At 62.8% G+C, this 12,702-nt stretch carries 11 protein-coding genes and 1 pseudogene; 9 read left to right on the forward strand and 3 right to left on the reverse strand.

Annotated elements, in window-relative coordinates; genetic code table 11:
* The 5 genes from IF10I1_RS20235 (at window position 1) to IF10I1_RS20255 (ending at window position 4,111) form a co-directional block, all read left to right on the forward strand.
* Entirely contained in the window at window positions 1-456 is a 456-nt protein-coding gene (locus IF10I1_RS20235; RefSeq protein ID WP_157757096.1) for a hypothetical protein, read from the forward strand.
* Between the two features lie 11 nt (window positions 457-467).
* Window positions 468-1,835, forward strand: coding sequence for a flagellar hook-associated protein FlgK (gene flgK / locus IF10I1_RS20240; RefSeq protein WP_186391555.1), 1,368 nt, complete (start codon window positions 468-470; stop codon window positions 1,833-1,835).
* A gap of 122 nt (window positions 1,836-1,957) precedes the next feature.
* A complete protein-coding gene (locus tag IF10I1_RS20245; RefSeq protein WP_050473428.1) occupies window positions 1,958-2,854 on the forward strand; it encodes a flagellin in 897 nt (298 codons plus the stop codon).
* 88 nt (window positions 2,855-2,942) lie between these two features.
* Complete coding sequence (locus tag IF10I1_RS20250; RefSeq protein WP_152967545.1) at window positions 2,943-3,341, forward strand: hypothetical protein; 399 nt, start codon at window positions 2,943-2,945, stop codon at window positions 3,339-3,341.
* Between the two features lie 68 nt (window positions 3,342-3,409).
* Window positions 3,410-4,111, forward strand: a complete 702-nt coding sequence (locus IF10I1_RS20255) for a helix-turn-helix domain-containing protein (protein WP_186391556.1) — start codon at window positions 3,410-3,412, stop codon at window positions 4,109-4,111.
* Window positions 4,112-4,148: 37 nt separating this feature from the next.
* On the opposite strand, the gene IF10I1_RS20260 is transcribed toward IF10I1_RS20255, so the two are convergent.
* Genes IF10I1_RS20260 through IF10I1_RS20270 form a run of 3 tightly spaced genes read right to left on the reverse strand, consistent with a single transcriptional unit; the run spans window position 4,149 to window position 8,331 of the window.
* Window positions 4,149-5,714, reverse strand: a complete 1,566-nt coding sequence (locus IF10I1_RS20260) for an acyl-CoA dehydrogenase family protein (protein ID WP_186391557.1) — start codon at window positions 5,712-5,714, stop codon at window positions 4,149-4,151.
* Window positions 5,715-5,719: 5 nt separating this feature from the next.
* Window positions 5,720-6,481, reverse strand: coding sequence for an SDR family NAD(P)-dependent oxidoreductase (locus IF10I1_RS20265; RefSeq protein ID WP_186424629.1), 762 nt, complete (start codon window positions 6,479-6,481; stop codon window positions 5,720-5,722).
* Window positions 6,478-8,331 carry a feruloyl-CoA synthase gene (locus IF10I1_RS20270; RefSeq protein ID WP_208994296.1) on the reverse strand — a complete coding sequence of 618 codons (1,854 nt, stop codon included), beginning with the start codon at window positions 8,329-8,331 and terminating at the stop codon, window positions 6,478-6,480. Before IF10I1_RS20270 ends, IF10I1_RS20265 begins: the two co-directional genes overlap by 4 nt.
* 135 nt (window positions 8,332-8,466) lie before the next feature.
* On the opposite strand from IF10I1_RS20270, the gene IF10I1_RS20275 reads away from it, so the two are divergent.
* The 4 genes and pseudogenes from IF10I1_RS20275 (at window position 8,467) to IF10I1_RS20290 (ending at window position 12,664) form a co-directional block, all read left to right on the forward strand.
* Window positions 8,467-9,261: a crotonase/enoyl-CoA hydratase family protein gene (locus tag IF10I1_RS20275; RefSeq protein ID WP_123193331.1), complete on the forward strand. Its 795-nt coding sequence runs from the start codon at window positions 8,467-8,469 to the stop codon at window positions 9,259-9,261.
* A 214-nt stretch (window positions 9,262-9,475) separates the two neighbouring features.
* Window positions 9,476-9,754 (forward strand): annotated as a pseudogene (locus tag IF10I1_RS23185) (MarR family winged helix-turn-helix transcriptional regulator); the annotation flags it as partial.
* The gene (locus tag IF10I1_RS20285; protein ID WP_094462760.1) at window positions 9,751-10,623 is read left to right on the forward strand and encodes an amidohydrolase family protein; all 873 of its coding nucleotides are present in this window, start codon (window positions 9,751-9,753) and stop codon (window positions 10,621-10,623) included. The pseudogene IF10I1_RS23185 and the gene IF10I1_RS20285, both read left to right, overlap by 4 nt.
* Before the next feature lie 373 nt (window positions 10,624-10,996).
* On the forward strand, window positions 10,997-12,664 hold the full coding sequence (locus tag IF10I1_RS20290; RefSeq protein ID WP_186424630.1) for a methyl-accepting chemotaxis protein: 1,668 nt from the start codon (window positions 10,997-10,999) through the stop codon (window positions 12,662-12,664).
* Window positions 12,665-12,702 lie beyond the last annotated feature (38 nt).

Consider the following 12,702-nt stretch of genomic DNA (forward strand, 5'->3'; position numbering starts at 1 on the left):
GTGTCAGCTATGAGAGAAGGAATTGCCCCCGAGGCGGCTGTCCGGCGGATGCTGGACCTGACGGAGGAACTGATCAGCCGGACCTCAGCAGAAAATGCAGGGCTTGCCGGGGGACTTCCTGTTTCTCTGGAAGACACCGGTATCAGCAAGCAGGAGCTTGCAGTCGAGTTCGAGCGCTGGTTCCGTGCCGTCAGCACGCAGCAGGTCATCCTGCACGGCGCGTCCGCCGAACTCTCGGCACGGCTCATGCAGCGCATCAGTGATCTGGAGCCTCTCCTGGAGGAAAACACACGGCTGTTGCAGCGGGCTCTTGCGGTCAGCCGCCGCCGGGTGGATGCGATCATGCGCGCCATCTGCGAAGAGCAGCTGCAGCCCATCGCCTATGGCAGCCGCGGCCGGTATCAGCAGCGCCGTGGAAACATGCCGCTTTCGATCCACCAGCCACGGGAAATCTGACGGAGGCCGCAATGACGACGCTATCCGCAGCAGGCAAGATCGCATCCAGCGCACTGGCCGCAGCCCAGGTGCAGATAGCCGTCACCTCCAGCAACATTGCCAATGCTGACACGGATGGCTACACCCGCAAGACCGTCTCGACCAGCACCACATCAAGTGGCGGGGTCACGGTTTCCGCGGCCAGTTCGGCGGTTGACCGTTTTCTGCTGGCAGACCTGTCCGCAGCAACCTCAGCCGCGGGCGGGGCGTCCGTGACGGCCGACTATATGGACCGTCTGCAATCGGCACTGGGCAACACGTCATCCAGTTCGGATACGGGCACGTCGCTCTCCAATCAGATCTCAAACCTTGAGAGCGCGCTGTCCTCGTTGACGGATACTCCCGAGAGTTCGACGCTGTCTGCGGCTGTGGTGTCATCGCTGGACGAACTGGCCAGCCAGATCCGGAGCCTCAGTTCGAGTGTTCAGGAACTGCGAACATCCGCGGACCAGCAGATCGCGGCGTCCGTCTCCGCCGCAAATGATGCCATAACCACGATCAATGAGCTCAACAAAGCGATTGCCACGGCGAAATCCCAGGGAGCGTCGACTTCCGATCTGGAAGACAAGCGCAATCAGGCGCTGATCGAGCTCTCGCAATATCTGGAGGTGACCAGTTTCACGTCCAGCGACGGGACGCTGAAGGTCTATACCAAGCAGGGCCAGGTCCTTGTGGATGGTTCTGCGCATCTGCTGGAGTTCACGGCCTCCTCGTCCGTGGGGGCAAGTGTTTCCTATGACGGATCGGGCTCCGGTCTGTCGGGGATTTCGGTCGATGGCAAGGACATCACCAGCCAGCTCTCGGAAGGGGCACTTGGCGCGCTGATCACCTTGCGTGACGAGACCCTGACGGATGCCCAGGACATGCTTGACGAACTGGCCGGAGCGCTGATTTCCTCGCTCAACAGCGCCTATCCGGACCTTTTGTCAGGAACGGATGGTTCCACCATTTCGGTCAACGCAAGCCTTCTGGCAGATCCGGGGTCACTGGCAGACAAATCCGGGTCAAGCGAGACGGCGGAAGCCCTGCTGGATGCTCTGACCGGAGGAGGCAGTTTTGGTGCGACCAGCCGCATCGGTGCGGGCGACTATGACTTCACCAGCTATGCCAACCGCATTCTGTCTGTCGTGGTTTCAGATGCGACGACGGCCCAGACGCGCCTGTCGGCAACGACCGCCACCCTGACGCAAATTTCGGACACGATGTCTTCGCTCTACGGCGTGAACATTGATGAAGAAACGGCACGGGCATCGGAACTGGAGCAGCTGTATTCCGCGGCCGCCCAGATCCTGACGGTGCTGAAGCAGATGTATGAAGACCTTCTGGCTGCAGTGAAGTGATCACGGTCAGGTCGAGGCAAGCTTGTCTTATCGAGAGCCGGCCGCGTCAGGGCGAAGTGTAGTAGTTTCGAGGCGTGATGTGTCAGCATATTAGCGTCTTGGTGTAACAAGGGAGTTTGGTAATGGTCGGACGCGTTGCGACATTCGCACATTCGAGCAAGCTTCTCTCCCTTGCCATGCAGACCCAGTCCCGGCTGGCCGAAAAGCAGGTCCAGGAAGCGTCGGGGCTGATCTCCTCCACCTATGGCGGGCTCGGAGCCGATGCCGGGTCAGTGGTCAATCTTGAGGTTTCCCTGACCCGTGCGCAGAGCTATCTGTCTTCTGCCCAGACGGCCCTGTCCCGCGTGGAAATGATGTATTCAGCCGTTGGCGGCATCAGTGACATTCTGACGAGCATCAGAAGTTCGGTGAACGGCGTCATCACGGAAGATCAGCTCAGCGATCTCCAGGCCCTCGCCGCAAGTTATCTCGAAGATATATCCAGCCTGCTGAACACCCGGTATGAAGGCCGCTATCTCTTTGGCGGAGGCATGACATCGTCGGCTCCCGTCGATACAGGCTCCTATGTGGTGACGGACCTGGACACTGCGGATACCAGCTACTACAGCGGTGACAGCGTCATCCAGAGCGTTCGCATCTCGGCAGACCGTGAGCTTTCCTATGGTGTGACGGGGGACAATGCCGCTTTCGAGGAAACTCTGCGCGTGCTGTCCTATCTGGCCAATGCGGCAGACCTCACTGTTGCCGGTCTGCCCGAGATTTCCGAGGCCCTTGTCTCCGCCCAGGACAAGGTCATCGCTGTCCAGAGCACGCTGTCCATCAAGGCGGCTTCGCTGGAGACGGCCATCGCCCGGGAAGAGGACTACATCACGGCAATCAGCGAGACGATCAACAGCAAGAAATCGGTCGATGTGGTTGCCCTTGCCGCCGAGATTTCCACCATGGAGACCCAGCTGCAGGCGAGCTATTCGATCATTGGCAAGCTTTCGAACTTCTCGCTGCTGGATTACCTGCGCTGATGCGCCGCTGGCCATTGCAGGCCGTCAGCGCCGGGCATGATTGAACGGGTGCCGCTTTGGCATTAGATATGGGGTCTGGAGATCCCTGATGCACCAAGGACGGCAACACACGGCGAACCTGCTGCGCATTCTTTGCGCCATGGGTTTTCTGTTGCTTGGCTTTGCCCATCAGCCGCCTGCCTTTGCCCTTTCCGCCAGCCAGCTGGAGGAACTGGAAGCGTTCCGTCTGCCGGATGGCAGCCTGCCGGTGCTGTGTCTCACCCCCACCGGAAAGGATGGCACGCCGCATCATTCCGGCTCCGAAGGATGCGAGGCCTGCCGCCTCTCGGCCTCCGTGGTTCTGCCGGAGCCTGCGCTGGGCACCGGCGAGGCCCTGTCCTTCGCACAACAGGGCAGCTGGGTCCTCTATCTGCCGCAGGTGCCAGCCTCCGGCGTGCCGCCGGGCAGCAGCGGCTCCAGGGCACCCCCTGCAAACATCCTGATCTAAACCGGCCGGGCCTTTCCGGCCTGTCCCTGTTCCGCCAGCCCCGCTGGCGCCAGACCGGATGTCTTCAGATGGAAATGCTATCCCCGCGCCGCGGCACGCAAACTGCCGTCCCGATTGATTTTCTCATTGACCCGCTGATGAGCGAGAATGGCCGCAAGATCGCCACGGTTGCCGCCCGTGCCAGCATCTTCCTGCCCGGTGTCAACCGCAGCGAGACCTTCCGCATCATCGAGGGCTGCATCGCGCTCTACCAGCGCCTGCCCGACGGGCGGCGGCAGATCCTCGATGTGCTGGGGCCTGGCAAGATGTTCGGCCGCGGCCTCTCGGATGTGCAGCAGTGCGGGGCCGAAGCCATGGCCCCGACCCGGCTGGAACTGGTGGCCGCCGGTCAGCGGCGCATGGAGGGCGAGTTGAACGCCGCCGTCCGCCTGCTGCTGCGCCGGGCGCAGGCCCATGCCATGCTGCTGGGGCGCAAGACGGCAACGGAAAAGGTGGCGTCGGCGCTGGTGGACCTGTGCCGCCAGTTCGCCAAGGTGGGGGCCGAAACCGCCGTGCTGCGCTTTCCGATGTATCTGACGCGGCAGGATCTGGCCGACTGGCTGGGGCTGACGCTGGAAACCGTCAGCCGCTGCATCAGCCGCCTGCGCCGCGATGGCTATATTTCGCTGAATGTGCAGGGCGATGTGGCCGTACATGATCTGCCCGCGCTGAGGGCGCTGGCCATGGGCACCGTTCCGCCGCAAGCCGCGTTCAGCGTTGCGGCGGAGTGAGTGAACTGGAAACCGGGGCTGTGCTTCCGGCTGGGTATCAGTCCAGCCGGAGCGCCATCCATGCGGTGACGGCTGCCCAGGCGCAGCGCATGTAGTCTTCGGCCCGGTAAAGCGCCGCCTCCGGCTCGCCCTGCAGGGCGCTCAGCTCCGCCGCCATGGCGAGGAAGGCGGCAAGGGCCGCTTCAGCCTCTGCGGCCTCCGCCGGACGGTCCGCCGAAGCAGTGGCAATGCCTTCGCGCATCAGCCGCTCGAACACGGCAAGGCCCCGGCCCTGATCGCGCCACAGGCGGCGGGTCAGGAAATCGATGGCCTGGATGCCGGTGGTGCCTTCGTAGATGGTCATCACCCGGCTGTCGCGCAGATGCTGCTCGACCGGCCATTCCTTGGTATAGCCTGCTGCGCCCATCACCTGAATGGCCCGGTTTGACACATCAAAGCCCGCTTCCGCACCGAAGGTCTTGATCATCGGCAGCATGAAGGCGCTGAAGTCGCGCATGTCTGCCCGCAGCTTTTCATCCGGTGACAGACGGGCAAGGTCCATACGCGCGGCACTTTCCAGAATGGCGGCGCGCGTGACCTCCGTCTGACGGCGCAGAAGCGAAAGCTGTCGGCGGACATCGGGATGCTGCGCGATCGGCACGGGCGGGCGGTCCGCGGGTCCGCCCTGCTTGCGGTCCTGCGCGTAGGCTTCCGCAATATCTGCGGAGGCGGAGGCAAGGCCTAGGCCCTGGCAGCCGGTCTGCAGGCGCATCAGTTCGATCATGTGGAACAGGGCATGCAGTCCTCGCCCCTCCTCGCCCAGCAGCCAGCCGCGCGCGCCATCAAAGCCGAGGATACAGGTGGGCGAGCCATGCAGGCCCATCTTCTCCTCGATCCGCTGCACGGTGATGCCGTTGGCCTTGCCGTCCATCCGGTCGGGCACGAGGAACAGGCTGAGCCCGGCAGTGCCCGCCGTCTTGCCGGTGCGGGCAAGCAGGCAATGGCCGATGCGCGCGGCAAGGTCGTGATCGCCGAAGGAAATCCAGCTCTTGACGCCATTGATCTGCCACAGGCCATCGCTGCCTTGAGCCGCCGTGGTGCGGATGCGGCCCACGTCGGACCCGGCATCAGGTTCGGAAATGCAGATCGTGGCGGTCCATTCACCGGCCAGAAGCTGGGAAATCCATTCCTCCGCCAGCGCCGGTTCGGCAACAGCGGCGAGCAGATGGCAGGCGGCCCGGGAGGAGCCGGCCGCCATCATCATGGAAACGCAGCCGCGCTCGAACAGGGGCAGGCAGGCGGCCTGAAGCGTCAGCGGCAGGCCCTGTCCGCCATGAGCTTCCGGCAGATCCATGCCGAGCCATCCGGCTTCAGCATAGCGGCGGTAGGCCTGCGCGAAACCGGCTGGGGTCTTCACCCGGCCATCCACGACGCGGCAGCCCTGCCGGTCGGAAACCGAGTTCAGCGGGGCAAGTTCGGTTACAGCGAAGGCAGCAGCCTCCCGCAGGACCGCCTCCACCGTTTCGCTGTCATAATCGGGCAGGATCGCCTGAACGGCCTGCCAGCCGGGGGTTGCCTGCAACAGTCTGGCGGTGCGGTCCGCCTGCGCGCGAAAGCCTTCCATGGCGGTCAGCGCGGCTGCATGCGCAGGGCGCCATCCAGCCGGATGACCTCGCCATTGACGTAAGGATTGGCCACCAGATAGCGGACCGTATCGGCAAATTCCTCCGGCGTGCCCAGACGCGCGGGACCGGGGATGGCGGCGGCAAGACTGTCTTGCGCCTCCTGCGGCAGGCCCGCGAGCAGCGGGGTGCGGAACAGGCCCGGCGCAATGGTGTTGACGCGGATGCCGAAACGGGCCAGCTCGCGCGCCGCAGGCAGGGCCATGGAGACGATCCCGCCCTTGGAGGCCGAATAGGCGATCTGGCCAATCTGGCCCTCGAAAGCAGCCACCGAGGCGGTGTTAACGATCACGCCCCGGCCCAGCCCCTCAAGCTCCGCCGTTTCGGCGATGCGGGCTGCGGCAAGGCGCATCATGTTGAAGGTGCCGACCAGATTGACGCGGATCACCCGCTCGAAGGCATCGAGCGGCATCGGCCCGTCGCGGCCCAGAAGCCGGGCGGCGGTGCCGATCCCGGCGCAATTAACGAGAATGCGCAAGCCATTTCCGGCAGCCGCTGCCGTGTCGAGCGCGGCGCTGGCGTCCGCCTCGCTGGTCACATCCCCGACGATGGCAACGCCGCCAATCTCTGCGGCCACACGCTCAGCACCCGCAGCATCGCGGTCGAACACATGCACGATGGCCCCTTCTGCGGCCAGCAGCCGGGCAGTGGCCTCGCCCAGCCCCGAGCCGCCACCGGTGACGAGTGCGCTGGAACCTGAAATCTTCATGCTGCTGCCTCTTCCCTTGCCAGAATGACGTCCGCGCCGCCTGCATAAAGCGCTGCGATCTGCTCGTGCCGGTGGCTGCGCAGGGCGCGCTGGTTGAGCGAGCCCTTTTCGGTGATTTCGCCCTTGTCGAGGCGCGGCGGGTCCATCAGCACCGCAAGGCGCATGACGCGGCTGGCCGAGCCCGTCGCCTGCTTCTGGTGCCGGTAGAGCCGGGCAGCGAGCGCTGCCTGCACCGCTGGGTGCGCCTGGACCGCTGCATCATCAAGGCTTTCACCGCCGTCGATCAGCTTGCGTGCCGCAGGCAGGGAGAGCAGCACAAGCGCGCCGAGTTCTGCCTCGTTCTCGCCGGTGATCACCGCATCGCGGATCAATCCGGCGAACTGATCGACCAGTTGCGCGCGCAAGGGGCCGACAGCCACCCAGGTGCCGGTCTGCAGCTTGAAGTTCTCGGCAATGCGTCCGTCGAAGAAGAAGCCACGGGTGGGATCGCCTTCTTCGGCGAACTTCAGCGCGTCACCGATGCGGTAGAAACCTTCCTCGTCAAAGGCCGCTGCCGTCAGCTCGGGGTTGCGCCAGTAGCCGGGGGTCACGTTCGGGCCCTTCAGCCGCAACTCGTATTTGTCCTCCACCGGGATCAGCTTCATGGTGATGCCCTGCGCCGGGATGCCGACATTGCCGGCCTTTTCCTCCTGCGTGGTGCAGAAGAGCGAGAAGGGGCTTGTTTCCGTGGCGCCAAGGCCGGTGCTCAGCAGCACGCTGTGGCCGAGAATGCCTTGTGAGATTTCGCGCAAGGAATCCCAAGTGTGCTGCGCCATTCCGGCGCCCGCATACATCATCAGCTTCAGGTTCTTGAAGAAGTTCCGCGCCAGCTCCGGATCGGCCTCGAAGGCATGCACCAGCATCTCGTAACCGGCGGGCACATTGAAATACCATGTCGGGGAGACGTCCTTGAGATTGCGCAGCGTCTCGCCGATGTGCTGGGGCGAGGGGCGGCCATTGTCGATGTAGAAGGTGCCGCCGTTGTAGAGCGCCATATTGAAGATCTTGCTGCCCGCCGCCACGTGGTTCCACGGCGCCCAGTCAACGATGACCGGCGGCTCGTCCTTCAGGAACTGGTAGCAGTCGCGGATCATCTCCTGATTGGAGCACAGCATCCGCTGGGTCTGGATCACCGCCTTGGGCGAGCCTGTCGTGCCGGAGGTGAAGAGGAACTTCGCCACCGTATCCGGCCCCACCGCATCGAATGCGGCATCAACCGCTGCCGTGGCTTCTGTCTTCAGCAGGTCTTCGAAAAGGAAGCTGTTGGGCCGGTCCGCGGGCAGATTGCGGGCCGCGACCAGCACGCAATCCTCGCCGAAGGTTGCGTCAATTGCGGCGCGGAAGCGCATGCCGTCTTCCACGAAGGCAAGGCCCGGCGTGATCTGCTGCGCGATTTCGGTCAGCTTGCCGAAGTCGGTGGCCAGCGTCACGTAATTGGGGGAGATGGCGGCCGAAGGTATGCCAACATGCTGGGCGCTGAGCGCCATCAACGCATGTTCGAGCGAGTTTTCGGCCAGAATGGCAACGGGCCGGTCCATGGACAGGCCGTGGTCGAGAAAGGCCTGCGCAAGGCTGCGTACATGGGTCAGGGCCTGCGCATAGGAAATGCGCTTCCAGCCGTCGCTTTCGCGGGCCGCCATCCAGGTGCGGTCCGGGGCTGCTTGCGCCCAGTGAACAAGCCGTTCGTTGATCTTGCTGGCATAGGCCCCCAGCGCGTCCTCGCGCCAGATGACGATCGAGCCGTCGGCCCGGGTTTCCCATGCAAGTTCCGGCGTCCAGAATTCCTTCCGGACCATAGCTCCTGCGGTCATGACTCCTCCCAGACGTCAATCACGTGAACAAACTTTTAGGCCGGATGGCCCCTCCTGAAATTTGTTTACAAGGAAACAATCCATCTGTAAACAATCAAAATCATGCACACGAAGATGGGCAGCGGGAGTAACGCCATGGACAGCACCGTCACCGGGGACATCGTCACCTATGAACTGAAGGGCAATGTTGCCCATGTCGGCCTCAACCGGGCCGAAAAGCGCAATGCCATCAGTGACCGGGTGGTCGAGGCGCTGGCCCTGGCCATTGCCCGCGCCGAACGCGAGGCCAAGGCCGCCGTGCTCTTCGGCTATGGCAGCCACTTCTGCGCCGGGCTGGATCTGGCCGAGCATGTGGAGCGTTCGCCGATCGAGGGCGTGCGCAACTCCCGCCGCTGGCATGCGGTGTTTGGCGGCATCGAGCATGGCACCATTCCCTGGATCTCGGCCCTGCATGGCGCCGTTGTCGGCGGCGGCCTCGAGCTTGCCGCCTCCACCCATATCCGCGTTGCCGATGCGACCACCTTCTTCGCCCTGCCGGAAGGTCAGCGCGGCATCTTCGTCGGCGGCGGCGGCTCGGTGCGCGTGGCGCGGCTGACAGGCGTTGCCCGCATGACCGACATGATGCTCACGGGCCGCGTCGTGCCCGCTTCCAGCGCCGAAGCCTGGAACCTTGCGCAATATGTGGTGGATGAGGGTGAGGCTCTGGCCAAGGCCACCGAACTGGCGCAAGCCGCCGCCAGCAATGCGGAACTGTCCAACTATGCCGTCATCAATGCGCTGCCGCGCATTCAGGACATGGCAAAGGAGGATGGACTTTTCGTCGAATCCTTTATTGCATCCTTCACGGCCACGAGCCCGGAAGCCGAAGAGCGCCTGCGCGCCTTCCTCGAGAAGCGCGCCGCGCGGCTGAAGGCTCCGGGCGCCGCCTGAAGGAGATGCCATCATGGCCATGGATGCGGACGTGATCTGCCCGAAACAGGGTGAGGTGGAAATCGGCAAGCTGGATGGCGCCGTCGGCTTCCTGCTGCGCATGGCGCAGCTCAAGGTCTACGAGCAGTTCTTCGCCGATGATGCCGAGTTGGTGATGAAGCCGGGCGAATTCTCCGTGCTGTGGGTCATCTCCTGCAATCCGGGCATCCGCCAGAGCGCGCTGGGCAACCGGCTGATGATCAAGCGGGCGCATATGACCAAGCTCATCCGCGCCTTCGAGGATCAGGGGCTTGTCTCCCGCCGGGTGCCGGACGAGGACCGCCGGGCGGTGGAACTGACGCTGACGGCGGAAGGCGAGGATCTGGTGGAGCGGACGAGCCGCTGGTTCTTCCGCCACGAGGAAAGAATTGGCGCCAATCTGGCCGCGGAGGAGCGCGATCAACTGGTGCATCTGTTGCGCAAGTTCATCGGGATTGAAGGGAGGCCCACATGAACATCGACGATCTGATTGCCATCGACTTTCACACCCACGCGGAAGAGCCCTGCTGCGGCCCGCGCGATGACGGCTATGACGAGTTTCAGGCCGGCATGGCCAAGTATTTCCGCAATCCGGTGTCGCACAATCACCTGCCCACGGTGCAGGAGACGGCGGACTATTTCCGCGAGCGCAAGATCGGCGCGGTGATCTTTCCCGTCGATGCGGAGCGCGAAACCGGCTTCCGCCGCTATGATAACGAGGAAGTGGCCCGGATCGCAGCCGAAAACAGCGACATCCTCATCCCCTTCGCCTCCATCGATCCGGCCAAGGGCAAGGCCGGTGCGCGCGAAGCACGCCGTCTGGTGCGCGATTTCGGCGTGCGGGGTTTCAAGTTCCACCCCACCATGCAGGGCTTTTATCCCAACGACCGCTCGGCCTATGTGCTCTATGAGGCCATTGCCGAGGAAGGGGCGATCACCCTGTTCCACACCGGCCAGACGGGTGTGGGTGCCGGCATGCGCGGCGGCATGGGCATGCGGCTGAAATATTCCAACCCGATGTATCTTGATGACGTGGCGGTGGATTTCCCCGACATGCCCATCGTGCTGGCGCACCCGTCCTTCCCCTGGCAGGAAGAGGCCCTGTCGGTGGCAACCCACAAGCCGAATGTCTACATCGACATGTCCGGCTGGTCGCCGAAATACTTCCCGCCGATCCTCGTGAAATATGCAAACAGCCTCTTGAAGCACAAGATGCTGTTCGGCTCCGACTGGCCGGCCATCACGCCGGACCGCTGGCTCGCCGATTTCGAGCAGATCGACATCCGCGACGACGTGCGCCCGCTGATCCTCAAGGAAAACGCAAGGCGCCTTCTGAAGCTCTGAACGCTTCGCATTCCCTCTCTGATACCTGTCCCTGCCCGTCTGGCCTTGCCAGGCGGGTTTTTCATGTGGAGTTCAAAATATTCGAAAACTGGAAAATACTGTAAATGGAGTTTTGCCCGGTGGTATTGGTTATCTGGAAAACACCTATAAGACAGTGTAATAGCGCTCGATTGCACTATATAGTTTCAGTTTATATGTTCACCCTTGAGTTGAATCTGGCAAAAAATCAACCGATAAACGCGTGTAAACTGTAAATATTGCTTATTGAATAAAACAAATATTGGTGAGTAGAGTCTTGTTAGACTTTTACTGAAATTTTCAATTAAGGAATGAGCGATAGATTGAGAGAATGTCTATATTTTTGGAGTTCGTGATGACAATCCGCATCAAGCTTTTTCTTTCGCTGTGCCTTCTGGCGCTGGCGCTGTTTGCAACAAGCCTCGAAGGCTGGATTGCGTTGCAGGATGCATCCGACAGAACAGAATCCATCGTTGAAGGCCGGGTTGTTCCCATGGAACAGCTCAAGACCGTCTCGGACATGTATGCGGTCAACATCAAGGATACAGCGCACAAGGTCCGGTCAGGATACATGCCCTGGGCCGACGGCGAAGCCCAGGTGAAGGAGGCGCTGGCCATCATCGAGGCTCAGTGGATGGCCTATAGTTCAACTTCCATGGGGTCTGAGGAAAAAAGGCTGGCTGCCGAGGTTGTCTCTACCAAGTCCCGCGCAGAGCCTGCCATCAACAAGCTGGCGGGCATTCTGCAGGCACAGGACGCGGGGGCTCTCGACGCCTTTGTGCTGAATGAGCTTTATCCTGCGGTTGATCCGGTCGGCGAACCGATTGCGCGGCTGATGAACATGCAGATCCAGATGGCACAGCAGGTCTACGCGGAAGCGGTGAAAGACCGCATACAGTCCAAGACGATCATGATCGTCATTGCCGCCGCATCCATTCTTGTCATCGCTTTCGCCGGATACACCGTGGTTACGGGTGTGACGCGGCCTCTGGCTGGCATGCAGGGCGCCATGCGCCAGCTGGCTGAGGGCAATCTGGAAGCCGATGTGCCCTATCTCACCCGCAAGGACGAGATCGGCTCCATGGCAGCTGCCGTGCAGGTGTTCAAGGACAATGGCCTGGAGCGCCGCCGTCTGGAAGCTGAACAGGCGGAACAGCGTGCCGTCGCCGAGCGCCGGGCGATGGCCATCGAGCAGGTGATCAATGGCTTTGACAGCGATGTGAGCCTGATCCTGCGCACCGTCGCCGCCGCCTCTTCCGAACTTGAGGCAACGGCTGCGTCTCTGTCTGCTTCGGCAGAAGAAAGTGCCCAGAGCGCCACAACGGTCAGCGCGGCCTCGGAGCAGGCGTCGGCCAATGTGCAGACTGTTGCCGGGGCGTCGGAAGAGCTGGATGCATCCATCGCGGAAATCGCCAACCGGGTGCAGTCATCGGCAGATGTGGCCGGCAAGGCCCTGAAGGCCGCCAATGAGACCGAGACGATGGTGGAGGGGCTGGTGGCCTCCGCCGAGAAGATCGGCAGCGTTGTGGAACTGATCAACGACATTGCCGGCCAGACCAATCTGCTGGCACTCAACGCAACCATCGAGGCGGCGCGGGCCGGAGAGGCGGGCAAGGGCTTTGCCGTCGTCGCTACGGAAGTGAAATCGCTGGCCAGCCAGACCGCGAAGGCCACCGAAGAGATTGATGCCCAGATCACCGGCATGCAGGGTGCCACGGGCCGTGTCGCCGCCGCAATCCGCTCGATTGGCGACATCATCCAGCGGATTTCGGAATCGTCTTCTGCCGTTGCGGCCGCCGTGGAGCAGCAGAGCGCGGCGACGCGCGAGATTGTCCGCAACATCACGGAAGCTGCCACAGGCACGCAGCAGGTGTCGTCCAACATTGTTGCCGTTACGCAGGCGGCAACTCACACGGGGGCGGGCGCATCGCAGGTTCTCACCTCCTCACAGGAGCTGGCACGCCAGTCCGAAACACTGAAGGGCAAGGTGGAAACCTTCTTTGCCGATATCCGCGCGGCGTGAGATCCCCCAGCGGCCTCGAAAGCTCTGGCCTCGAAAGC

The sequence above is a fragment of the Pannonibacter sp. I15F10I1 genome (assembly GCF_900185665.1).
GTDB classification, from domain to species: domain Bacteria; phylum Pseudomonadota; class Alphaproteobacteria; order Rhizobiales; family Stappiaceae; genus Pannonibacter; species Pannonibacter indicus.

What these genes read in the sequence shown, in the direction of transcription:
- flgK (WP_186391555.1), top strand. Translation starts at nt 468, where the DNA reads ATGACGACGCTATCCGCAGCAGGCAAGATCGCATCCAGCGCACTGGCC.
- IF10I1_RS20245 (WP_050473428.1), top strand. Translation starts at nt 1,958, where the DNA reads ATGGTCGGACGCGTTGCGACATTCGCACATTCGAGCAAGCTTCTCTCC.
- IF10I1_RS20250 (WP_152967545.1), top strand. Translation starts at nt 2,943, where the DNA reads ATGCACCAAGGACGGCAACACACGGCGAACCTGCTGCGCATTCTTTGC.
- IF10I1_RS20255 (WP_186391556.1), top strand. Translation starts at nt 3,410, where the DNA reads ATGGAAATGCTATCCCCGCGCCGCGGCACGCAAACTGCCGTCCCGATT.
- IF10I1_RS20260 (WP_186391557.1), bottom strand. Translation starts at nt 5,714, where the DNA reads ATGGAAGGCTTTCGCGCGCAGGCGGACCGCACCGCCAGACTGTTGCAG.
- IF10I1_RS20265 (WP_186424629.1), bottom strand. Translation starts at nt 6,481, where the DNA reads ATGAAGATTTCAGGTTCCAGCGCACTCGTCACCGGTGGCGGCTCGGGG.
- IF10I1_RS20270 (WP_208994296.1), bottom strand. Translation starts at nt 8,331, where the DNA reads ATGACCGCAGGAGCTATGGTCCGGAAGGAATTCTGGACGCCGGAACTT.
- IF10I1_RS20275 (WP_123193331.1), top strand. Translation starts at nt 8,467, where the DNA reads ATGGACAGCACCGTCACCGGGGACATCGTCACCTATGAACTGAAGGGC.
- IF10I1_RS20285 (WP_094462760.1), top strand. Translation starts at nt 9,751, where the DNA reads ATGAACATCGACGATCTGATTGCCATCGACTTTCACACCCACGCGGAA.
- IF10I1_RS20290 (WP_186424630.1), top strand. Translation starts at nt 10,997, where the DNA reads ATGACAATCCGCATCAAGCTTTTTCTTTCGCTGTGCCTTCTGGCGCTG.